The 19,782-nt window shown below is 67.2% G+C and carries 20 protein-coding genes; 12 read left to right on the top strand and 8 right to left on the bottom strand.

What is annotated here, in order from left to right; genetic code table 11:
• Positions 1-88: 88 nt before the first annotated feature.
• Positions 89-982 carry a LysR family transcriptional regulator gene (locus CLM74_RS11940; protein WP_105164166.1) on the top strand — a complete coding sequence of 298 codons (894 nt, stop codon included), beginning with the start codon at positions 89-91 and terminating at the stop codon, positions 980-982.
• A gap of 14 nt (positions 983-996) precedes the next feature.
• Here the strand turns inward: CLM74_RS11940 and CLM74_RS11935 are convergent, their stop codons facing one another.
• From CLM74_RS11935 to dkgB, 5 genes are read right to left on the bottom strand one after another with little or no spacing between them, the layout of a single operon-like run.
• Entirely contained in the window at positions 997-1,998 is a 1,002-nt protein-coding gene (locus tag CLM74_RS11935; protein ID WP_105164165.1) for an aldo/keto reductase, read from the bottom strand.
• A 24-nt stretch (positions 1,999-2,022) separates the two neighbouring features.
• The gene (locus tag CLM74_RS11930) at positions 2,023-2,352 is read right to left on the bottom strand and encodes an adenylate cyclase (RefSeq protein ID WP_105164164.1); all 330 of its coding nucleotides are present in this window, start codon (positions 2,350-2,352) and stop codon (positions 2,023-2,025) included.
• Positions 2,349-3,287 (bottom strand): cyclase family protein, encoded by a 939-nt coding sequence (locus CLM74_RS11925; protein ID WP_105164163.1) that lies wholly within the window; start codon positions 3,285-3,287, stop codon positions 2,349-2,351. Before CLM74_RS11925 ends, CLM74_RS11930 begins: the two co-directional genes overlap by 4 nt.
• A 19-nt stretch (positions 3,288-3,306) precedes the next feature.
• Positions 3,307-4,236: a TIGR03571 family LLM class oxidoreductase gene (locus CLM74_RS11920; RefSeq protein WP_105164162.1), complete on the bottom strand. Its 930-nt coding sequence runs from the start codon at positions 4,234-4,236 to the stop codon at positions 3,307-3,309.
• 13 nt (positions 4,237-4,249) lie between these two features.
• Positions 4,250-5,053 (bottom strand): 2,5-didehydrogluconate reductase DkgB, encoded by an 804-nt coding sequence (dkgB, locus tag CLM74_RS11915; RefSeq protein ID WP_105164161.1) that lies wholly within the window; start codon positions 5,051-5,053, stop codon positions 4,250-4,252.
• A 112-nt stretch (positions 5,054-5,165) separates the two neighbouring features.
• Here dkgB and CLM74_RS11910 point away from each other — a divergent pair, with 112 nt between their 5' ends.
• Entirely contained in the window at positions 5,166-6,068 is a 903-nt protein-coding gene (locus CLM74_RS11910) for a LysR substrate-binding domain-containing protein (protein WP_105164160.1), read from the top strand.
• Here the strand turns inward: CLM74_RS11910 and CLM74_RS11905 are convergent.
• Entirely contained in the window at positions 6,010-6,927 is a 918-nt protein-coding gene (locus tag CLM74_RS11905; RefSeq protein ID WP_080277612.1) for an AraC family transcriptional regulator, read from the bottom strand. The genes CLM74_RS11910 and CLM74_RS11905 overlap by 59 nt on opposite strands.
• Before the next feature lie 123 nt (positions 6,928-7,050).
• Here CLM74_RS11905 and CLM74_RS11900 point away from each other — a divergent pair, with 123 nt between their 5' ends.
• Positions 7,051-9,240 (top strand): TonB-dependent receptor, encoded by a 2,190-nt coding sequence (locus CLM74_RS11900; protein WP_105164159.1) that lies wholly within the window; start codon positions 7,051-7,053, stop codon positions 9,238-9,240.
• Between the two features lie 7 nt (positions 9,241-9,247).
• On the opposite strand, the gene CLM74_RS11895 is transcribed toward CLM74_RS11900, so the two are convergent.
• Positions 9,248-9,724 carry a MerC domain-containing protein gene (locus tag CLM74_RS11895; RefSeq protein ID WP_105164158.1) on the bottom strand — a complete coding sequence of 159 codons (477 nt, stop codon included), beginning with the start codon at positions 9,722-9,724 and terminating at the stop codon, positions 9,248-9,250.
• 32 nt (positions 9,725-9,756) lie between these two features.
• Here CLM74_RS11895 and CLM74_RS11890 point away from each other — a divergent pair, with 32 nt between their 5' ends.
• The 8 genes from CLM74_RS11890 to CLM74_RS11855 all read left to right on the top strand — a co-directional run bounded on the left by CLM74_RS11890 (position 9,757) and on the right by CLM74_RS11855 (position 16,390).
• Positions 9,757-10,290 (top strand): DUF2796 domain-containing protein, encoded by a 534-nt coding sequence (locus tag CLM74_RS11890; RefSeq protein WP_105164157.1) that lies wholly within the window; start codon positions 9,757-9,759, stop codon positions 10,288-10,290.
• Positions 10,287-10,982 (top strand): ATP-binding cassette domain-containing protein, encoded by a 696-nt coding sequence (locus CLM74_RS11885; RefSeq protein ID WP_105164156.1) that lies wholly within the window; start codon positions 10,287-10,289, stop codon positions 10,980-10,982. The genes CLM74_RS11890 and CLM74_RS11885 overlap by 4 nt, the downstream gene beginning before the upstream one ends.
• Positions 10,975-12,228: an ABC transporter permease gene (locus CLM74_RS11880; RefSeq protein ID WP_105164155.1), complete on the top strand. Its 1,254-nt coding sequence runs from the start codon at positions 10,975-10,977 to the stop codon at positions 12,226-12,228. Before CLM74_RS11885 ends, CLM74_RS11880 begins: the two co-directional genes overlap by 8 nt.
• An 8-nt stretch (positions 12,229-12,236) precedes the next feature.
• Positions 12,237-12,779, top strand: coding sequence for a DUF3299 domain-containing protein (locus CLM74_RS11875; protein ID WP_105165007.1), 543 nt, complete (start codon positions 12,237-12,239; stop codon positions 12,777-12,779).
• Positions 12,769-13,398 carry a DUF3299 domain-containing protein gene (locus CLM74_RS11870; RefSeq protein WP_105164154.1) on the top strand — a complete coding sequence of 210 codons (630 nt, stop codon included), beginning with the start codon at positions 12,769-12,771 and terminating at the stop codon, positions 13,396-13,398. The genes CLM74_RS11875 and CLM74_RS11870 overlap by 11 nt, the downstream gene beginning before the upstream one ends.
• Positions 13,399-13,444: 46 nt before the next feature.
• Positions 13,445-14,167, top strand: a complete 723-nt coding sequence (locus CLM74_RS11865; protein ID WP_105165006.1) for a hypothetical protein — start codon at positions 13,445-13,447, stop codon at positions 14,165-14,167.
• A 125-nt stretch (positions 14,168-14,292) separates the two neighbouring features.
• Positions 14,293-15,825, top strand: a complete 1,533-nt coding sequence (locus tag CLM74_RS11860) for an MFS transporter (protein WP_105164153.1) — start codon at positions 14,293-14,295, stop codon at positions 15,823-15,825.
• Between the two features lie 4 nt (positions 15,826-15,829).
• Positions 15,830-16,390, top strand: a complete 561-nt coding sequence (locus CLM74_RS11855) for a TetR family transcriptional regulator (RefSeq protein WP_025874422.1) — start codon at positions 15,830-15,832, stop codon at positions 16,388-16,390.
• 28 nt (positions 16,391-16,418) lie between these two features.
• Here the strand turns inward: CLM74_RS11855 and fdhD are convergent, their stop codons facing one another.
• Positions 16,419-17,276, bottom strand: a complete 858-nt coding sequence (fdhD, locus tag CLM74_RS11850) for a formate dehydrogenase accessory sulfurtransferase FdhD (RefSeq protein ID WP_105164152.1) — start codon at positions 17,274-17,276, stop codon at positions 16,419-16,421.
• A 212-nt stretch (positions 17,277-17,488) separates the two neighbouring features.
• On the opposite strand from fdhD, the gene CLM74_RS11845 reads away from it, so the two are divergent.
• The gene (locus tag CLM74_RS11845) at positions 17,489-19,774 is read left to right on the top strand and encodes an FdhF/YdeP family oxidoreductase (protein WP_105164151.1); all 2,286 of its coding nucleotides are present in this window, start codon (positions 17,489-17,491) and stop codon (positions 19,772-19,774) included.
• Positions 19,775-19,782 lie beyond the last annotated feature (8 nt).

Raw genomic sequence — 19,782 nt, 5'->3', positions numbered from 1 at the left:
GCGCCGGCATGGCGCACGGCCATCTTGGTCTCTCCGCCGTCGCGGATAATCATGGATAATCCGGAAACATCATCCGGCCGCCCGAACAATGGACAGATTCACCGCCCTGCGTGCGTTCGTGCGGATCGTCGAGCGCCGCAGCTTCAGCCGTGCCGCCGAAGACCTGGGGCTGCCGCGGGCCACGGTGACCGACGCGATCAAAGCACTGGAGCAGCATCTGGGTGTGCGCCTGCTGCACCGGACCACGCGCGTGGTGGTGCCGACGCTGGAAGGCGAGGCCTTCTACGGCCGCTGTCTGCGCCTGATCGCGGACATGGACGATGCCGAAGCCGCGTTCCGTGACGTGCCGCCACGCGGGCCGCTGCGCATCGAGGTGCACGGTACGCTGGGGCGCCACCTGTTGTTTCCGCATCTGCCGGATTTCCTGCAGCGGTACCCGGACATCGAACTGGAGGTCAGCGAGGGCGACCGCTATGTCGACCTGCTGCGCGAGGGGGTGGACGGGGCCATCCGCGTGGGCACCCTGGCCGACAGCGATCTGGCCGCGCGGCGCCTGGCGTTGCTGCGCGAGGTCACGGTGGCGTCGCCCGCTTACGTACAGGCACACGGGCGGCCGGAGAGCATCGCGTCGCTGGCGGCGGGACACCAGATGGTCGGCTACCGTTCCAGCGCCACCGGCCAGCTGATTCCGCTGGAGTTCCAGCAGGGTGGGCAGGTTCGCCACGTGCCGCTGCCGGCACGCGTGCGGGTGTCCGGTGCGGACGCCTTCCTCGGTGCCGCGCTGGCCGGGTTGGGCATCATCCAGGCACCGCGTTACCGGATGGACCCTTACATCGCGCGCGGGCAGTTGCTGGAGCTGTTGCCCGGGATGCCACCCACACCGAGCCCGGTCAGCCTGGTCTATCTGCGCAACCGTACGCCATCGCCGCGGCTGCGGGTGTTCATCGACTGGGTGGCGGCTGTGTTCGAGCACGCAGGCTGACGCCGACCTGCCGCTCAACCCAGGCCGGGCAGCGGCGCGTGCGATGACACCAGCTGGCGGTCGCGCAATGCCTGCCAGAACGCGGTGGGAATCGTCGCCCCGGCCAACGCCAGGTTCTCGGCGATGCGCTCGGGACGGCTTGCACCGGGAATCGCCGCTGCCACTGCCGGGTGCGCCAGCGAGAACTGCAGCGCGGCGGCGCGCAGGTCCACCTGGTGTTCTGCCGCAACGTCGCGCAATGCCTGCACGCGGGCCAGCACCTCTGGCGTGGCGGTCTGGTATTCGTAATGCGCGCCGCCGGCAAGGATGCCGGAGTTGTACGGCCCGCCGACCACGATGCCGACGCCACGTGCAACGCTGTCCGGCATCAACCGCTGCAGGGCCTCTTCGTGGTCGAGCAGGGTGTAGCGCCCGGCAATCAGGAAGCCATCCGGGTCGGCCTGCTGCAGCGCCATCTCGCAGGGCTGCACGCGGTTGACGCCCAAGCCCCAGGCCCTGATGACACCTTCCTCGCGCAGGCGGGTGAGCGCCACGGCGGCGCCGTCCATCGCCTGCTGGAAGACCTCCTTCCAGACATCGCCATGGAAGTCACGCGCCGGATCGTGGATCCAGACGATGTCCAGGCGATCGGTACGCAGGCGCTGCAGGCTCTCCTCGATCGCGCGCAGGGTGCCGTCAGCGCTGTAGTCGTAGACGATGCGGTTGGGCAGGCCATGCTCGAACAGGCCGCCTTTCTCACCAAGGTCACGCCGGGTGGTGTCTTCCACCTCGTCCAGCACACGGCGGCCGACCTTGCTGCTCAGTACATAGGCATCACGGTCGTGATGCTGCAGGGCCTCGCCCAGGCGCAGTTCGGCCAGGCCAGCGCCGTACAGCGGTGCGGCGTCGAAGTAGCGGATGCCCTGCTGCCAGGCTGCCTCGACGGTATCCAGCGCCTCCTGCTGGGGGATGTTGCGGTACATGTTGCCCAACGGTGCGGTGCCGAAGCCGATGGGCGAGGGAATGGAAAGTCGCATGGGAATCTCGTGGGGAAGGGACATTCAGTCGTGCGGGGGCAGTGCCTGCAGCGTGCCCTGGATGCGGTGGAAGCGGCCGTCGGTGGCGGTGAACCACGCCAGCGAATGGCCGTGCAGGAAGTCATCGACGTGCACCACGGTGGCACCGTCGGCTTCCTGCCAGGAAATGGCATAGATGCCCTCGGCAACCTGCCGCCACTCGCAGCTGGCTTCGCCGTAGGCACCGGCATAGGCACCGGAGACGATGGCGTAGTGCACGCGATGGCCATCAGCGCTGTAGCGGTTGTCGGCAGCCAGGCCGTCATAGCTGACCCGGAACCGGCGACCGGCAAACATCGGCGGGGCGTCGCTCATCGGATCGCCACCGGGTTGATGTTGACCTGGGTGGAACCGACGTACAGCGGCTGGCCGAGCACGAACAGGAATTCCCAGGCCTTGTCGCGCACCAGCGCGCGGCTGTCGATCAGTTCCAGGTTGTAGATGCCGCGTTTGGCCAGCATGTACTGGTTCACTGGGAACTCGTCGGAGCCGTACGGATTGGGGTAGACCTCCGAGGCCCAGGTGTCACCGCCGAAGGCGACGATGCCCTGGTCGGCCAGCCACTTCGCCGCGTCCATGCCGATGCCCGGCTCGACCTCCAGGAACTGCGTGTTGTCCTTGCCGATCAGCTCCAGCCAGCCGGTGTTGAACAGCACCACATCGCCCTTGCGCAGGGTCAGGTGCTGCTGCTTCAGCACGGCCTGGATGTCGGCGACGCTGAACTCGGTGCCGCCGGGCACGATGGCCTTGCCGTAGTACGCGGTCATGTCCAGCACCACGCCGCGTGTGACCAGCGGCGGCACCTTCTCCACGCCCAGCCTGCGCACGCCATCGACGCTGACGAAGTCGGCGGCCTTGTTGCCGTTGTAGTAGACGTTGTCGATGCCGATGTGGCCAATGCCGTTGAGCTGGGTGCCGACACCGGTCCAGGCGTTCACCAGTTCATCGTTGAAGGTGAATCTGTTCGGGCCCAATGACTTGCCGGCCTGTTGCCCGACCTGCACGTTGTACAGGCGGAAGCTGCGATGGCGAAAGGCGGGCAGGTTCTTGTCCACCGGTACCGCCAGCGGATAGGTCTTTCCTGTCTTCACCAGCGACACCGCCTGCTTGACCACATCGGCGGTGAGCAGGTTGGCCGCGCCGATCTCATCGTTGGCGCCGTATACCGAGGGATACCAGTCCGCAGCGAGAGCGGCGGAGGGCAGCGGGAGCGAGGCCAGTGCAAGCAGGGCCAGGGAGGTGATGTTCATTGCGGGGCTCCAGTGCCGGTCACGCATGCGCCGCGAACTGCGGCAGCACGTACTCGGCGATTTCGTGGAAGGTGTCGGCCAAAGGCCGTTCGTTGCGGCGGAACTGCAGGCCGATGTGGTCGACGCCGGCGGCCTGCATCGCCTGCAGTTCGGCCAGCAGCGCATTGCGGCCGCCGCGCAGGCCGAAGCGCCAACGCTGCAGCGGTGCCTCGGCCCGTTCCAGCAGATCCAGGTGGATGAAGCTTGCATAGGGTTTGTTGCCGGCTACCGCGCGCCACGCCGCCACGCGGTGGGCATGTTCCTGGGGCGTGCCGGGGTAAGCCAGGCAGCCGTCCATATGTGCGCCGATCCAGGCCGGCTGCTGCTGCGCCAGGCCGGCCACCAGCAGCGGCAGCGCCCGACCATCGGCAGGCAGTACTTCCAACCCCTGCGGCAGCCGTGCAGCGGTGCCTTCGCGCAGCAGCCCGATCTGCTCGCGGAAGCGCGTGCCACGGGTGTCGAAGTCGCGGCCGAACAGCGGGTACTCCACCGGCCGGTCGCCGCTGGCAACGCCCAGCAGCAGGCGATCGCCACTGAGCTGCTGTACGCTGCGTGCCGACTTCAACGTCAGCAGAGGTTCGCGGATCGGCAGCACCACCGCGCCGGTCCCCAGCAGGATCTCTTCGGTGATGCCGGCCAGGTAGCCGAGATAGGTGAACACTTCGAACACCTGCGCGGCATCGCCGAATGCCGGGTCGTACACCGGCACGTCGCGCACCCACAGCGCACGGAAGCCGAGGCGGTCGGCCAGCCTGGCAAGGTCGGCGTGCTGCTGCAGGTCCGGTTCGCCCGGCAGGCGGCGCGCAATGCGTCGTGCCTGTTCGCCCAGCGGCGTCCAGTCGTTGTCCAGCGGCGCTTCAATGCCAATGCTGAAGCCGCCCGCCTGCAGTCGTGTCAACGCAGTAGCCATCAGCGCGTGCTCCTCAGTCCCAGGCAGGCGCCAGGCCCGGCGGGTCGACTTCGCGGCCGTTGCGTTCAAGTGCGGCGATCGCAGCCATGTCTTCGGCATCCAGCTGCAGCTCGCGGGCAAGCAGGTTGCTGGCCAGGTTTTCGCGCTTGGTCGAGGAAGGAATGACGGCGTAACCCAGCTGCAGCGCCCAGGCCAGTGCGACCTGGGCCACCGTGGCCTGGTGCTTGTCGGCGATGGCGGCCAGCACCGGGTCCTTCAGTACCTTGCCGTAGGCCAGGGTCATGTAGGAGGTCACCGCGATGCCCTGTTCCTGCAGGAAAGCGGTCAATGCCGGGTTCTGCAGATAGGGGCTGAGCTCGATCTGGTTGGTGGCGATCTGGCCCTGGCCAACTACGGCGATGGCCTGGCGGGTCAGTTCGATGTTGAAGTTGGATACGCCGATCTGCCGGGTCAGGCCCAGCGTCTTTGCTTCGGCCAGTGCGGTCATGTACTCGCGCAGCGCGACCGCGCTGCCCGGTGCCGGCCAGTGGATCAGCAGCAGGTCGACATGGTCGGTGCGCAGCTTGGCCAGGCTCTCGCGCAGGCTCGGCAGCAGTCTGTCGGCGGCATGGTTGTCGACCCAGATCTTGGTGGTGATGAACAGTCCGTCGCGCGGTACATCGGATTCGGCGATTGCCTGGCCGACCTCGGCTTCATTGCCGTAGATCTGCGCGGTGTCGATGGCGCGATAGCCGAGCTCGAGGGCGTTGCGCACTGAATCGATGACGGTCTGGCCGGTCAGGCGGAACGTGCCGACGCCAAAGGAAGGAAGGCTCATGGGAACTCCAGCTGGGTAGGGAGCGGTGTGCTCCGATGGGGGCCAGTCTGGTCGCTTTACATTTGCAGATTAAGCCGTGTATACGGGAAATGCTTTTGCGCCGAGGTAAAGAATGAAAACCACCCTGGATGAGCTGAAGGCGTTTGTCGCCGTGGTCGACAGCGGCTCGATCACCGCCGCCGCCGAGGTGCTGGGACTGACCATCTCGGCCACCAGCCGCACCCTGGCGCGCTTGGAGGACAAGCTGCAGACCACGCTGCTGCGGCGGACCACGCGACGGCTGGAGCTGACCGAAGAGGGCGCGGCGTTCCTGGAATACGCGCGTACGATCTTGTCCACGGTGGACGAAGCCGAGGAACAGATGGCGGCGCGCCGGCAGCAACCGGTAGGGCGGTTGCGGGTGGATGCAGCCACGCCGTTCATGCTGCACGTGATCGTGCCGCTGCTGGCCGGCTTCCGCGAGCGCTATCCACAGGTGCAGTTGGAGCTGAACTCCAACGAGGGCATCACCGACCTGATCGAGAAGCGCACCGACGTGGCGTTCCGCATCGGCGTGCTGCGCGATTCCACCCTGCATGCGCGGCCGATCGGCCACAGCCGCATCCGCGTGGTCGCCAGCCCGGAGTACCTGCGGCAGTACGGTACGCCCACCCGCATCGCGCAGCTGCGCGCGCACACGCTGCTGGGTTTCACCCATCCGGGTTCACTCAACGAGTGGCCGCTGACCGATGCCGATGGCGGTCCATTGGTGATCCAGCCGGCCATTGCATCTTCCAGCGGAGAAACGCTGCGGCAGATGGCGGTGAACGGGCTGGGCATCGCCTGCCTGTCCGATTTCCTGACCCGCCAGGACCGGCGCGAAGGGCGCCTGGTACAGCTGTTCGCCAAGCAGACCCAGGAGGTCCGCCAGCCGATCAACGCGGTGTACTACCGCAACACCGCGCTGGCCGCGCGCATCACCTGTTTCGTCGACCACGTGACGCAGACGCTGGGTCAACGTCCGTTCGACGAATAGCGTCCTGGCGGCCGGTGCCTTGCGCGGCCCAGATGCTGGGCGTGCAACCGGCCACGCGCTGGAAGGCCGCCGCGAACTTGCTGGGATTGGCGTAGCCGCAGGCCAGCGCGACCTCGGTGACGCGCTGCCCCTTGGACAGTGCGTACTGCGCCCAGTGCATCCGGCGCTGGGTCAGGTAGGCATACGGTGGCATGCCGGTAGCGGCGCGCAGGGCGCGGCTAAACGTGGTCGGTTCCATGCCGAGTACGTCTGCCAGCGCTGCGACATCCAGCGACTGGGAACGGTGTTCATCGATGAAGTCCTGCAGCTGGCGCAGTTGCCGCGATGACAGCGGTGCAGCCATCCGCGGCCGGGCGGGCGGTTGGCCGGCAAGCTGCGCCAACCGCCGCACCACGACTTCTGCGCCGTACTGCAGGAAGCCGGGCACGCTGGCGTCAGCCTGCGCGCTGGACCACAGCGCGTGCAGTACGGCAGCGATGACCGGGTCGCGATGCAGCCGCAGGGAAAGGGCATGGATGTCCGGGAAGCCGCCAGGCGCATCACGCCACTGCGCGGTATCGATGGCCATTCCCAGCAGCTCCACGGCTGGGCTGGCGTAGTGTCCACGATCGCCGGGCAGTACCACGTTGAACTGGCCCGGATGCCAAGGCGCCTGCAGTACCCCGGCAGTGGTGCGTTGATACAGGTTGCCGCCACCGGCCAGCGCCAGGCCCAGCCGCAGCTGGTGCGGGTTCCCCATGGGGCCTTCGCTGGCCTGGAAGCCATGGCGCAGCAGAACGATCGCGCCGTCCTCGCTGGTCACGGTGCCATCACTGGGCAGGGTGGCTTCCCGGTGCAACTGGTCGGCGAGGGCGGGCATGGCAGGTCCAGGAATGGAGCAGCGCTGACTGCAATGGAGTGGCGGCGAGCACGGAATGTTACAGGATAACAGTTTGCGCCAGCTGGCCCGCCAAGCGCGTTTCCGTTCCTCATGAGGTCTACCTTGAAATCCCCCGTTTCCTCCGTTGCCCTTGTCGCAGCGTCGTTGCTGGTTCCTGTTGTTCCTGCCCACGCGCAGTCCGCCGATGCCACCACCCTTGATGGGGTGGTGGTCACAGGCTCCAAGCGCGACACGCCCTACCTGAAGAGTGACCTGTCGGTGACCGTGCTTGATCGGCAGGCACTGAAGGAAGCCGGTGTCACCGAGTTCCGCGACCTGGACAAGCTGGCGCCCAACGTGAAGTTCAACGTGATGGGCCAGCTGAGCAACATGTTCATTTCCATCCGTGGCATCGAATCCAATCCCTTCCTGGTCAACCGCGCGTCGGTGTACATAGATGGCATTCCGTTCCGTGAGCTGAGCAACGCAGTACTCAACCAGGTTGAATCGGTTGAGGTGCTGCGGGGGCCGCAGGGAACCCTGTACGGCGCCAACAGCGAATCCGGGCTGGTGCTGGTGCGCACGCGCGGCCCGGCCGATACCCGCGAGGGTGAGGTGAACGTGCGCAACACCTGGTTCGGCAACGGCAACGGTACGGCCGTGGATGGTTTCCTGGCTGGCCCGCTGGGCAAGGGCGGCACGCTGTCGGGCTCGGTGGCATTCATGGGCTCCGACGAGGATGCCTATTTGAAGAACCTGACCCCGTACGGTGCGCGCGGCGAAGTGAAAGAGGGCTACCTGCAGGGCAAGCTGCGCTGGCGTCCCAGCGATTACGTGACCGCCAACGCCTTGGCCTATCACCTGCGCACGCGCGCACCGGGCATGTTCGAGTACGAGTACCTGCCGCTGGATACCGGCCTGTACAACCGCACCTATGGCGACCGCCTCAATGGTGGCCGCCATGCAGGTGACTTCACCTACATCAACGATGCGCCAAAGCGCACCGAAAAGGACGAGACCGTTGCAGGCCTGAGCGCGCAGTGGCAACTGCAGGCCGGCACCCTGGATGTGGCCGCCTCGTACCGCAGCGAGGAAGCCAGCTCGGCCGGCTACGACTTCGACATGACCGCCAGCTCCGCGCTGGCCGGGTACATACATGACAAGAAGAATGCCTGGAATGCCGAGGCGCGCTTCAGCTCGCCCAGCGACCAGGCGTTGACCTGGATGGCCGGTGTATCGACGTACCGCATCGACAAGGATTCGATCCAGGGCACCTTCGTCGGCCCGGCGCTGCGGGGCCTGGACAGTTACAACCTGGCGCCGCGGCAGACCTCCAAGGGTGAGGACTACAGTGTTTTCGCGACCGCCAGCTACACGCTGCCGGCATTGCCGAAATTGACCGCCGGCCTCGGCATTCGCCATGAACAGGCCCGCCGTTCCACCGAGCAGCGTGCCGGATTCCTCGACCTGGGCGCGGGAGGCCTGGTGCGCTACCGCGACGCAGCCCTGGCGCATACGTTCTCGGCCACGTTGCCCCGCGTCTCGCTGCGCTATGACGCCAGCGATGATCTGTCGTTCTATGCGGCCTCGGCCAAGGGCTACATCCCCGGCGGCTTCAACCTGGCCGCCGCGCAGAGCGATGTGATCAACGACAAGGTGCTGCGTTACGAATCCGAACGCATGTGGAGCCATGAGGTGGGTTTCAAGATGAACCTGGCTGGCGGTCGTGGCCATATCGGTGGTGCCCTGTTCCACATCAGCTCGGACAACTGGCAGGAAATCCAGGTGGCCACCGATGCCAACGGCCGGCCGATCTCGTCCGACTACGTGGGCTCGGATGCCTCGATACGGTCGCGCGGTGCAGAACTGGAAGGTGTGTTTGAAGTCGCGCCGGGGTTTACGGTGATGGCCAACGTCGGCTATGTCGATGCGACGTACACCAAGCTCTGGGTAAGCCCGCAGGAGAACCTCCACGGCAAGCGGGTCAAGCTGACGCCGCACTACACAGGCTACCTGGCAGCGCGGTATCAATTCGACTCCGGCATCTATGCCCGGGTGGAATCGCAGTTCACCGGCTCCAGCGCGCTGGACGAGCGCAACCGCGCGTTCCAGCCGGCCGTGGCTGTGCTCGGCGTGCAACTGGGCTATGAGCGCGGGCCGTGGAGCACGCGCGTGTTCGTGCAGAACCTGACCGACAAGCGCCGCATCAATGGCCTGATCTTCGACAACCTGGCCTTCGGCCGCGACGGCAACTACTACGGGCCGGTGGACAGCCCGCGCATTGTCGGCGCCGAGGTCGGCTACCGGTTCTGAGCGGGCATCAGCCGGCGGGCCGCAGGGCCCGCCGGTTGCGCAGATGTGCGGTGGCCAGCATCACCCCGCCGCAGGCGGTGGCAGCGCCGTGCCAGAGCAGCGATTCCTTCAACGGCAGGTACAGCGAGGCGGACAGCAACAGGATCGCGCCTGCCAGGGCCACGCACAGCGGCAGGGCGCGTCGATGGCGGCGCTGGCCGGCGGCGGTGCTGAGCAGGGCGATCGACGAGGCCAGCAGCGCGAACAGCCATTCCCAGCGCGACATCACCAGCAGTGCGGTCATCGCGCCATGGCCAGGGTGCTGGAACGAGCGCAGCGCCATCATCGCCGCCGGCGTGAAGGCCAGCAGCAGGGGCAGGGCCACGCAATGCGCGGCACAGGCCAGCGACAGCCATGCGCCTGCCAGATCGAAACGGGGATGCCAGCGTGCCGAAGCTGGCGGTTGGGTGCGGGCCCTTGCGGGCGAGATCGGGATGTGGTCCATAATGTTACATAGTAACAATACGGAGCCGCCCGATGAAACGTTCTGCCGCCCTTCTGCTGCTGCTTGCTGCCCATTCTGCGAACGCCCACGACGTGCGCCATCACGGTGCTCATGTCCATGGCCAGGCCGATGTCGATCTGGCCGTGGACCAGGGAACGCTGGAACTGGCACTGCGTGCGCCCGGCATCGGCATCCTCGATTTCGAGCGACCGCCGGCCGACAGCCGCGAACAGGCCGCATTGGCGCGGGCGCGATCGATCCTGCAGAGCGGCAGCTGGGTCACGTTGCCGACCGCTGCGCAGTGCCGGTTGGACCATGCCGAAGCGACGGCGGAGGGCTTTGCGCCAGTGGCTGTGGGAGCACAGCCAGGCCAGCACACGCACGCTGGATTCACCGCCGCACTGCGCTACCACTGCGCCAACCCGGCAGCACTGCGCGGGCTGGCATTGCCGCTGCCTACGCTGTTTCCGGCGCTGCACGAGGTGATCGTCAACACCGCAACGTCGACCGGGCAAGGCCGCAGCGTAGTTACTGCTGACAGCCTGCGGGTGCCGCTGGCGCCATGAACGACGATGCCATCATCGACCTGCAGGGCGTGCAGTTCGGCTACGCGGGCCGTGCGGTGCTGGACATCGCACAGCTGCAGGTGCGCGCAGGCAGCAGCGTGCTGCTGCGCGGGACCAGCGGCTCGGGCAAGAGCACGCTGCTGGGCCTGCTGGCGGGCATTCTGCTGCCGGCCAGCGGCAGCATCCGGGTTGCCGGCCATCGGGTGAACACGCTCGGTGCCGCCGCGCGCGATCGTTTCCGTGCCGACCAGCTGGGCGTGATCTTCCAGCAGTTCAACCTGCTGCCATTCCTGAGCGTGCGCAACAACATCGCCCTGGGCGTGCGCTTTTCGCCATTGCGCAACGCGCGCATCGAAGGTGGGCTGGACGCGGAAATCGCGCGCCTGCTGCGCGCGCTGCAGCTCGATCCGGCACTGATGCCGCGCGCGGCAGGCACGCTCAGCGTCGGCCAGCAGCAGCGCGTTGCCGCTGCCCGTGCCCTGATCGGTCGCCCGGCGATACTGCTGGCCGACGAACCGACCTCGGCGCTGGACCCCGAAGCGGCCACGGCGTTCGTGCAGCTGATGTCCGCGCAGTGCCGCGCCGCTGGCACCACCGCGCTGGTGGTCAGCCACGATGACCGCCTGCAGCCGTTGTTCGACCAGGTGTTGTCGCTGGGTGATCTGAACCGGGCAGGGGGTGCACATGTTTGAGTTGGCCTGGGCCAGCCTGCGCAGCCGCGCCTTGAGCGTGAGCCTGACCGTGCTGGTCATCACCCTGAGCGTGGTCCTGCTGCTGGGCGTGGAGCGCATCCGCACGCAGGCCCACGAAGGCTTTGCCAGCACCGTCTCGGGTACGGACCTGATCGTGGGCGCACGCTCGGGGCCGGTGAACCTGCTGCTGTACTCGGTCTTCCACATCGGCGACCCGACCAACAACGTGTCCTGGCAGTCCTACCAGGAACTGTCCACGCTGCCGCAGGTGAAATGGGCGGTGCCGCTGTCGCTGGGCGATTCCTGGCGTGGCTATCGGGTGATCGGCACCACCGCCGGCTATTTCGAACATTACCGGCATGGCGCAGGGCATGCGCTGGCATTCGCGCAGGGCCAGCCGTTCGACGACCTGTATGACGCGGTGGTCGGCGCTGAAGTCGCGCAGGCCGCGCACATCGGCCTGGGCTCTGAGATCGTGCTGGCCCATGGCACTGGTGCGGTAACGCTGGCCACGCATGCCGACAAGCCGTTCCGCGTGGTCGGCATCCTGCAGCGTACCGGCACGCCGGTGGATTCGTCCGTGCTGGTGTCATTGCCGGCGATCGAAGCGATCCATGTCGATTGGCGCTCCGGCGCGCAGTTGCGCAGCCAGCATGTCAGCGCAGAACAGGCACGGCAGCTTGACCTGACCCCGACCAGCATCACCGCCTTCATGCTCGGGCTGAACTCGCGGATCGCCACCTTCGGCGTGCAGCGCAGCATCAACGAGTATCCAGACGAAGCACTGCAGGCGATCCTGCCCGGCGTGACGTTGCAACAGCTGTGGCAGTCGCTGGGCACTGCCGAGCGCGCGCTGCAGCTGATCAGTGCGATGGTGGTGCTGCTGGGCATGGTGTCACTGATGGCGCTGCTGGTATCGACGCTGCAGGAACGCCGCCGTGAGATGGCGGTGCTGCGCGCCACCGGTGCGCGTCCGGCCTATGTGGCCTGCCTGCTGGTCGTTGAGGCCGTGGCCACTGCAGCAATGGCCTGCGCGTTGGCGCTGGCGGTGCTGACCTGTGCCAGCGCGGCCGGGCGCAGCTGGGCGCTGGCCAATTTCGGTCTGTCGATCACCCACGTCTGGCCGGACGCGCGCGAACTGGCCTGGGTGGGCGGTGTGCTGCTGATCAGCGCGGTTGCCGGCCTGCTGCCTGCGCTGCTGGCCTACCGGCGCACCCTGGCCGATGGCCTGGCGCCTGCGTCGTGAGCGCGGGCGTGCGCTGGCTGCTGCTGGCTGCGGCAATGCTGCTGGTTGCCTGCACGCGGCCGACCGATACCGGTGTGCAGGCACTGCCGCCGTCGCCGGTACAGAGCAATGCTGGCACGCAAAGCGAGCAGGAACTGGACTGGCTGCAGATGCTGCCCAGCGATGAACTGGCAGCACTCGAGCGCGGTGAGGGGCCGGAGGTGCAGCACAACGGCAACCGGCGCATGGCCCAGTTCGGTACGTTCCGTACGGTGGACGCGGTACTGGATCGCGCAGTGCGGTTGCCGGGCTACGTGGTGCCTTTGGCCAACGCGGCAGATGGCCGACTGGTCGAATTCCTGTTCGTGCCGTACTACGGCGCGTGCATCCACGTGCCACCGCCGCCACCGAACCAGATCGTGCATGTGCTGCTGCCGCGGCCGATCGCCATGCCCGACATGTACTCGCCGTTCTTCCTGGCAGGCGTGCTGCGCGCCGAGCGGGTGGACGATGATCTTGCCGGCTCCGCCTACAGCATGGCCGACGCCGAACTGAGGCCTTATGAACCGTAGCGCGAAGCTGCTTGGCGGTGTGCTTGCCGCTGTACTGCTGGGCAGTTGTGGCCGGCCCGCCGTGGACGCCCCACCGCCACAGGCCAACAATGCTGCTGCGTCGCCGGTGGCGGCGTCTGCAGTGATCGACCGCTGGGACGCGCTGATGCCCGAAGAGGACAGCTTCCAGCGTCCACCGCCGCAGATCGGGTTGTCGCGTGGCAATGGCATGGACGGGGTGGGGGGCTTGATCGACGATACGGGTTCGGGCTCGCTGCCTGGGCAGGCCATCGATCACTCCAGCCCGCTACGCGCGCAGCAGTTCGGCTCGTCGGCGGTGGTCGATGGCGTGGATGGACGGGCGCTGGACCTGGATGGCTATGTGGTGCCGCTGGCGATGAACGACGCCGGGCAGGTGGACGAACTGCTGTTCGTGCCGTTCTATGGCGCGTGCATCCACGTGCCGCCGCCACCGCCGAACCAGATCATCCATGTCACCCTGGCCAGCCCCATCACGATGGGCGCGCTGTGGGATCCCTACCGGCTGTCAGGGCGCCTGCAGGTGAAGCACTTCGAGGCGGATATCGCCAGCGCGTCCTATGACGCTGCTGCAGCGACGCTTTCCGCGATCAACCGATGACGAGCACCCGATGACGAGGCGCCGCGCACGCACCGTCGCGCTGCTGATGGCGGTGTTGCTGCTGGCAGGCACCGGGGTGGCGCTGCTGTGGAACGCAACGCACGCGCCCTCGCCACCGGCCGTTGCATTTCCCGCACCAGTGGCGGAAGCGCAGGCACGCATCGAACATCACCTGGCGGCCGACAAGGCCTTTCGTGATGACCTGCTGTTCCTGCTGGTGGCGACGCTGCGCGACCGCTGCGAACCCGCGCAGGCGGGAGTGCTGGCGCGCATGGCCAACCGTGCGTCGCTGCCGGTGCTGGCGGCGGTCAGCGCCGTGACCGCGCAGGATGCGAGCCTGGACCGACCCATCTACCAGTACATCCAACACCGCGCCGACGCCACCGGCTGCGGTCAGCCACTGCGCGTGCCGGCAGGCGAAGGCGGCACTATCGAGGTGGACATCGAACAGTACGCGCGCACCTTCCCGGACAGCTACTTCGATCCGCAGCGCAGCAGTGTGCCGCGTGACTTCGGCGCGCGTCCGCTGGCGGAACGCGCCGGCAACGCCTGCAACAGCGTGGTCTATTCGGTGCTGCCGCTGGGAGGGGGCGATTGGCGCTGCAGCACGCTGCGCAGCAACGCCCGCGCGCGGGTGCGTGCGCTGTGCGAAGACCAGATGCAACGGCAGCACGGCCATCTGCGGGGAGAGCTGGATGCCGCAGTGGGACGCGCCATGCAGGACCCGATCGTGCAGGCGGTCGCTGCCTTGCCTGCGGAGTGCAGGTAGGCCCCGGGTCATGAGGCAGGGAGCATTGCACCTCCCGGCAGCTGAATGGATCTGACTGGTAGCCCCATAACTATACAGGATGTCCTGTATAGTTATGGATGTACTCCTTCCCCATCCAGGTTCCCATGGCTCTCTCCCAGCCCTTGGACGGTGCTCCGTCCCTGTCGCGCGCCCGACGCTGGTCGCTGCTGTTCACCGTTGCCGCCGGCCTGCTGCTGGTCACGCTGGACAACTCGGTGCTGTATACCGCGCTGCCGACCCTGACCGAGGAGCTGTCGGCCAGTGCCGGGCAGGCGCTGTGGATCATCAACGCCTACCCGCTGGTGATGGCCGGTCTGCTGCTGGGCGCTGGCACCCTGGGTGACCGCATCGGCCACCGCCGGATGTTCCTGGTCGGGCTGGTGGTGTTCGGCATCGCCTCGTTGGCAGCGGCGTTCTCTGCAACCGCAGGGCAGCTGATCGCCGCGCGTGCCTTCCTCGCCGTGGGTGCGGCGGCGATGATGCCGGCCACGCTGGCCTTGATCGGGCTCAGCTTCCATGAAGAACGCGAGCGCAACATCGCCATCGCGATCTGGGGTTCGGTGGCCATCGTCGGTGCGGCGCTGGGGCCGATCATCGGTGGCTTGCTGCTGCAGCACTTCTGGTGGGGCTCGGTGTTCCTCATCAACGTGCCGGTGGTGGTGGTCGCTTTCATCGCGACCCTGCTGCTGGCGCCGGAAGGGCAGCGCGACAGCACCCGCCCATGGGACCTGCTGTCCTCGCTGCTGGCATTGGCCGCGCTGTCGGGCCTGGTACTGGCGATCAAGTCGCTGATCGCCACGCCGCCCTCGTACAGCGTGGGCGCGGTCTCGCTGCTGCTGGCGATCATCTCCGGCATCGCCTTCAGCCGCCGCCAGCAGCAGTTGCCGTATCCGCTGCTGGATTTCGCCATCTTCCGCAATCCGGCCTTCCTTGCCGGCACCCTGTCGGCGGTGTTCACCTTGTTTGCGATGGCAGGGCTGCAGCTGCTCACCACCCAGCGTTTCCAGCTGGTGGCCGGCCTCAGCCCGTTGCAGGCGGGCCTGCTGGTATCGGTGGCGGCGCTGGGCAGCCTGCCCAGCGCGTTGCTGGGCGGCAGCGTGCTGCATCGCGTCGGCCTGCGTCCGCTGATCTGCGGCGGCCTTGCGGCCGGCGCGGTAGGTGTGGGCGTGGTGGCGCTGGGCTTCCCACATGGGCTGGGCTGGGTGGTGGCCGGCATGGCGATCACCGGCTTCGGCATGGGTGCTGCCATCTCGGTGGCGTCCACCGCCATCCTCAACAACGTGCCGCCGCATCGTGCGGGCATGGCCTCGTCGGTGGAGGAAGTGTCCTACGAGTTCGGCGGCCTGCTGGCCGTCGCGCTGCTGGGCAGCCTGAGCGCTGCGATGTACGGCGCGTTCCTGCCGGAGTCTGCGGGTATTCCCGCCGCCGCGCGCGAGGGCTTCACTCAGGCATTGCACGTGGCGCGTGAGGCGGGGCAGGGCGAGTGGTTCGCGCTGGCCATCGCGGCCTACGATCGCGGTTACCAGATCGTGCTGCTGGTGATCAGTGCGGTGCTGGCGGCCGGCGCGGTGATCATCGCGCGCCTGCTGCGTGGACGCGCCGGTGGCCGCGACGGCGCCGCCGATCGCGTAAAATAACGGCATGAGAACCAGCAAGCGCGAGCGCATCCTCGACGCCGCCGTCAGCGTGATCAACCGCGACGGCGTGCGTGCGGTCACCTTTGAATCGGTGGCGGCCGAGGCGCAGTTGACCCGTGGCGGCCTGCTGTACCACTTTCCTTCGCGCGAAGCGTTGCTGCGCGGCATCGACGAGCATCTGGTGCAGAGCTGGGAAGCATCGATGGAGGCGCTGCTGGGCAAGTCGGCCGGCGAGGCCACTGCGCTGGAGCGCTACCAGACCTTCGTGCGCGTGTCGGCGCAGAGTGCCACCCGGGCCGAGCTGATGTTCATGCTGGACTCGGTGGACCCCGAATTCCCCAGCGAGCGGCCGTGGGCACCGGTGGTGCAGCGCTGGGCGCCTTCGCCACCGGCCGCCGGCAGCGATGATCCGGCGGCGCTGGATAATTTCGTGGCGCGGCTGGCCGCCGATGGCCTGTGGATCTACGAGGCCATGTACGAAGGCCAGCTGGACGAGAACGTGCGCGCGCAGGTGACCGAACGGATCGGCGGGCTGCTCTCTCCCGAGCGGTCCCGCAAGGCGTAGCAGCCAGTCCATCCGCTGAGGGCACCCGTCAGGCAGGCGGATGCCCGTGCAGGCCATCCCCCTGCAGCCGCTCCGGGTGGGTATACACGTTGAAGCCTTCTTCGCGGGCGAAGCCCACCAGGCACAGGCCGGCACTGCGGGCCAGGTCGATGGCCAGCGCAGTGGGGGCCGAGACGGCGGCCAGTACGCTGGCACCGGCGCGCGCTGCCTTGCTGACCATTTCGTAGCTGGCACGGCTGGATACCACCAGCAGGCCGCCATCGATGCTGTGTTCGTTGTGGTGCAGTGCACCGATCAGCTTGTCCAGCGCATTGTGGCGGCCGACGTCTTCGCGCACCCAGCCGATGCGGCCACTGGCATCGGCCCAGGCCGCGGCATGGGTCGAACCACTGGCTGCATTCATCGGCTGGCGTAGGGCCAGCCCAGCCAATGCCCGCTGCAGTGCAGCCGTCTGATACGTGCGGCGGTCCTTTACCGGAGGCAGCGGACGCAGCACGTCCTCCAGCTGGCGTGCACCGCACAACCCACAGCCGCCGCGACCCGGCAGCAGGCGCTCGTTGTCAGGATCCAGTGCGGCGCCGGGGGCGTCGGCGGACACGCTCATATTCAGCGCGATGCCCTCCAGTTGTGGCTGCATCTGGATGGACAGCAACTGGTCAGGACGCTCGATCAACCCTTCGCTGAGCGAGAAGCCCAGCGCGAAATCCTCCAGGTCGCATGGCGTGGCCATCATCACCGCGAAGGCCGCGCCGTTGTAACGCATCGCCACCGGTACTTCTTCGGCGATCGTATCCACCCGTTGCTCCTGCCCCGTGCTGCGCCAGCGTTGCAGCGTGCGCAGGGCCGTGCCGGCGGGCGGGGGCGAAGGCAACGTCGATCCGGGCATGCGGCACATCCTGGGCAAAGCAGAAGGGCAGGCTACGCCCGGAGGATAGCGCAGCCATCCAGTGAAGACGCGGCGGTAACCGTTGCCGTGGCAGCCTGCTGTACCCGGGCCGGGCCATGGCGCTGGGGTTGCCGGTGTGCTTGACTGGCCACGGCAGCCGGGCGCGAGCCCGGCTCTGCAGGCAGGCACTCCACCAACGCAGGTTCCCGACCATGTCCGAACAGAAGCCGCCGCGTTACAAGCCTTACAACCAACCGGCAGGCGGCTGGGGGGCCGCCGGTGCGACCGCCAAGGTGCTGCTGCAGCAGAGCGTGATCGGCAAAGGATCCAAGGCGCTGCTGGCGATGAACCAGCCGGGCGGATTCAAATGCCCCAGCTGCGCCTTCCCCGATGCCGACCACCGCAAGAAGCTGGAATTCTGCGAGAACGGTGCCAAGGCCCTGGCCTGGGAAGCGACCCAGCACCGGGTGACCCGTGAGCTGTTCGCCCAGCACACCGTCACCGAGCTGATGGCGCAGACCGATTACTGGTTGGAGCAGCAGGGCCGGCTGACCGAGCCGATGCGCTACGACGCCGCCACCGATCACTACGTGCCCTGCGAATGGGACGAGGCGTTTGCACTCATCGGTCGCCATCTGCAGGCGCTGGACAACCCCGACCAGGCCGAGTTCTACACCTCCGGCCGCACGCCCAACGAGGCGGCGTTCCTGTATTCGATCTTCGTGCGCGAGTTCGGTACCAACAACTTCCCGGACTGCTCGAACATGTGCCACGAGCCGACCAGCCGCGGCTTGCCGCCGGCGATCGGCGTGGGCAAGGGCACCATCGTGCTGGACGACTTCGAACACGCCGAGGCGATCTTCGTGATGGGCCAGAACACCGGCACCAACTCGCCGCGGATGATGAGCAACCTGGTCGAAGCGCGCAAGCGCGGCGTGCCGATCGTGGCGGTCAACCCGATGCCGGAGCGTGCCCTGATCCGCTTCACCGAACCGCAGGACGTGGTGCAGATGGCCACGTTCGGTTCCACCGAGATCACCAGCGAGTTCGTGCACGTCCGTATCGGCGGCGACCTTGCGCTGATCAAGGGCATGATGAAGGTGATGTTCGAGCGCGAAGCCCAGGGTGAGTCAGTGCTGGATCATGCCTTCCTGGCCGAACACACCGTTGGCCTGGAGGCGCTGCGCGAGGACGTGCTGGCGCAGGACTGGGATGAGATCGTGCGGGTGTCGGGCATCGCACAGGAACAGATCCGGCGCTGCGCGGAGATCTACATCCGTTCGCAGGCGACGGTCATCTGCTATGGCATGGGCCTGACCCAGCACCAGCAGGGGTCGCGGCTGCTGCAGCAGGTGGCCAACCTGTTGTTGCTGCGCGGTAATTTCGGCAAGCCGGGCGCGGGTATCGGTCCGATCCGTGGCCATTCCAACGTGCAGGGCGACCGCACCGTCGGCATCGACGAGAAGCCCACGGCGCGCTACCTGGATCGCGTGCAGCAGGTGTTTGGTTTCGATCCGCCGCGCGAGCACGGCCACCATGTGGTCGAGTCGATCGCGGCGATGCTCGATGGCAGTGCCAAGGTGTTCATCGGCATGGGCGGCAACTTCATCCATGCCGTGCCCGATACCGAGCGCGCCTACCAGGCCATGCGCAGACTGGAACTGACCGTGGGCATCGCCACCAAGCTCAACCGGGGGCATCTTGTGCACGGTCGCGACGCGCTGATCCTGCCGGTGGTGGCGCGCTCGGAGTGGATCCGCACGCCGAAGGGCGAGCAGTTCGTCACCATCGAAGATGCGATGTCCAACGTGACGGCGTCGCGCGGCGTGCTGGAGCCGGCCAGCGACCACGTGCTGCCGGAGGTGGAGATCGTCTGCCGGATGGCGATGGCAACGTTGCCGGACAGCAAGGTGGACTGGGCCGCGTACATGCATGATTACGGCCCGATCCGCGACCTGATCGCCGCCGTCTATCCGGACATCTATGCCGGCTTCAACGAGCGCATCCAGGCACTGCACGGCTTCCACCTGGATATTCCGCCGCGCAGGCGCGTGTGGCCGACGCCGAACGGCAAGGCCAACATCCTCGTCATGCCGGGCCTGGAAGTGAACACGGTAGTCGATGACCCGGAGATGCTGCGGCTGGCCACTGTGCGTTCGCACGACCAGTACAACACCACCATCTACAGCTACAACGACCGCTACCGGGGCGTGTACAACGACCGCATGGTGGTGTTCATGAACATCGAGGACCGTCTGGCGCGCGGGCTCGGCAAGGAAGCCCTGGTAAGCCTGGAAACGATCAGCGACGACGGCGTGACGCGGCGTATCGAAGGCCTGACCGTGCTTGACTACCCGATGCCGCGCGGGGCGCTGGCGGGCTACTACCCGGAGCTCAACCCCCTGCTGCCGCTGGACTACTACGATCGGATCAGCGGTACGCCAGCGGCGAAATCCATTCCGGTACGGATGCGCGCGCAGGTCGACGTGCCCGCGTAGGCGCCGAT

It is taken from the genome of Stenotrophomonas sp. MYb57 (assembly GCF_002966815.1).
Taxonomy (GTDB): domain Bacteria; phylum Pseudomonadota; class Gammaproteobacteria; order Xanthomonadales; family Xanthomonadaceae; genus Stenotrophomonas; species Stenotrophomonas indicatrix.
Note: the sequence above shows the minus strand (reverse complement) of the source record. Positions and strands in the feature narration are given on the sequence as shown.

Excerpts from the sequence above, each read along its gene's own strand:
- CLM74_RS11940 (WP_105164166.1), top strand. The coding sequence starts at position 89 with ATGGACAGATTCACCGCCCTGCGTGCGTTCGTGCGGATCGTCGAGCGC.
- CLM74_RS11935 (WP_105164165.1), bottom strand. The coding sequence starts at position 1,998 with ATGCGACTTTCCATTCCCTCGCCCATCGGCTTCGGCACCGCACCGTTG.
- CLM74_RS11930 (WP_105164164.1), bottom strand. The coding sequence starts at position 2,352 with ATGAGCGACGCCCCGCCGATGTTTGCCGGTCGCCGGTTCCGGGTCAGC.
- CLM74_RS11925 (WP_105164163.1), bottom strand. The coding sequence starts at position 3,287 with ATGAACATCACCTCCCTGGCCCTGCTTGCACTGGCCTCGCTCCCGCTG.
- CLM74_RS11920 (WP_105164162.1), bottom strand. The coding sequence starts at position 4,236 with ATGGCTACTGCGTTGACACGACTGCAGGCGGGCGGCTTCAGCATTGGC.
- dkgB (WP_105164161.1), bottom strand. The coding sequence starts at position 5,053 with ATGAGCCTTCCTTCCTTTGGCGTCGGCACGTTCCGCCTGACCGGCCAG.
- CLM74_RS11910 (WP_105164160.1), top strand. The coding sequence starts at position 5,166 with ATGAAAACCACCCTGGATGAGCTGAAGGCGTTTGTCGCCGTGGTCGAC.
- CLM74_RS11905 (WP_080277612.1), bottom strand. The coding sequence starts at position 6,927 with ATGCCCGCCCTCGCCGACCAGTTGCACCGGGAAGCCACCCTGCCCAGT.
- CLM74_RS11895 (WP_105164158.1), bottom strand. The coding sequence starts at position 9,724 with ATGGACCACATCCCGATCTCGCCCGCAAGGGCCCGCACCCAACCGCCA.
- CLM74_RS11890 (WP_105164157.1), top strand. The coding sequence starts at position 9,757 with ATGAAACGTTCTGCCGCCCTTCTGCTGCTGCTTGCTGCCCATTCTGCG.
- CLM74_RS11885 (WP_105164156.1), top strand. The coding sequence starts at position 10,287 with ATGAACGACGATGCCATCATCGACCTGCAGGGCGTGCAGTTCGGCTAC.
- CLM74_RS11880 (WP_105164155.1), top strand. The coding sequence starts at position 10,975 with ATGTTTGAGTTGGCCTGGGCCAGCCTGCGCAGCCGCGCCTTGAGCGTG.
- CLM74_RS11870 (WP_105164154.1), top strand. The coding sequence starts at position 12,769 with ATGAACCGTAGCGCGAAGCTGCTTGGCGGTGTGCTTGCCGCTGTACTG.
- CLM74_RS11865 (WP_105165006.1), top strand. The coding sequence starts at position 13,445 with ATGGCGGTGTTGCTGCTGGCAGGCACCGGGGTGGCGCTGCTGTGGAAC.
- CLM74_RS11860 (WP_105164153.1), top strand. The coding sequence starts at position 14,293 with ATGGCTCTCTCCCAGCCCTTGGACGGTGCTCCGTCCCTGTCGCGCGCC.
- CLM74_RS11855 (WP_025874422.1), top strand. The coding sequence starts at position 15,830 with ATGAGAACCAGCAAGCGCGAGCGCATCCTCGACGCCGCCGTCAGCGTG.
- fdhD (WP_105164152.1), bottom strand. The coding sequence starts at position 17,276 with ATGCCCGGATCGACGTTGCCTTCGCCCCCGCCCGCCGGCACGGCCCTG.
- CLM74_RS11845 (WP_105164151.1), top strand. The coding sequence starts at position 17,489 with ATGTCCGAACAGAAGCCGCCGCGTTACAAGCCTTACAACCAACCGGCA.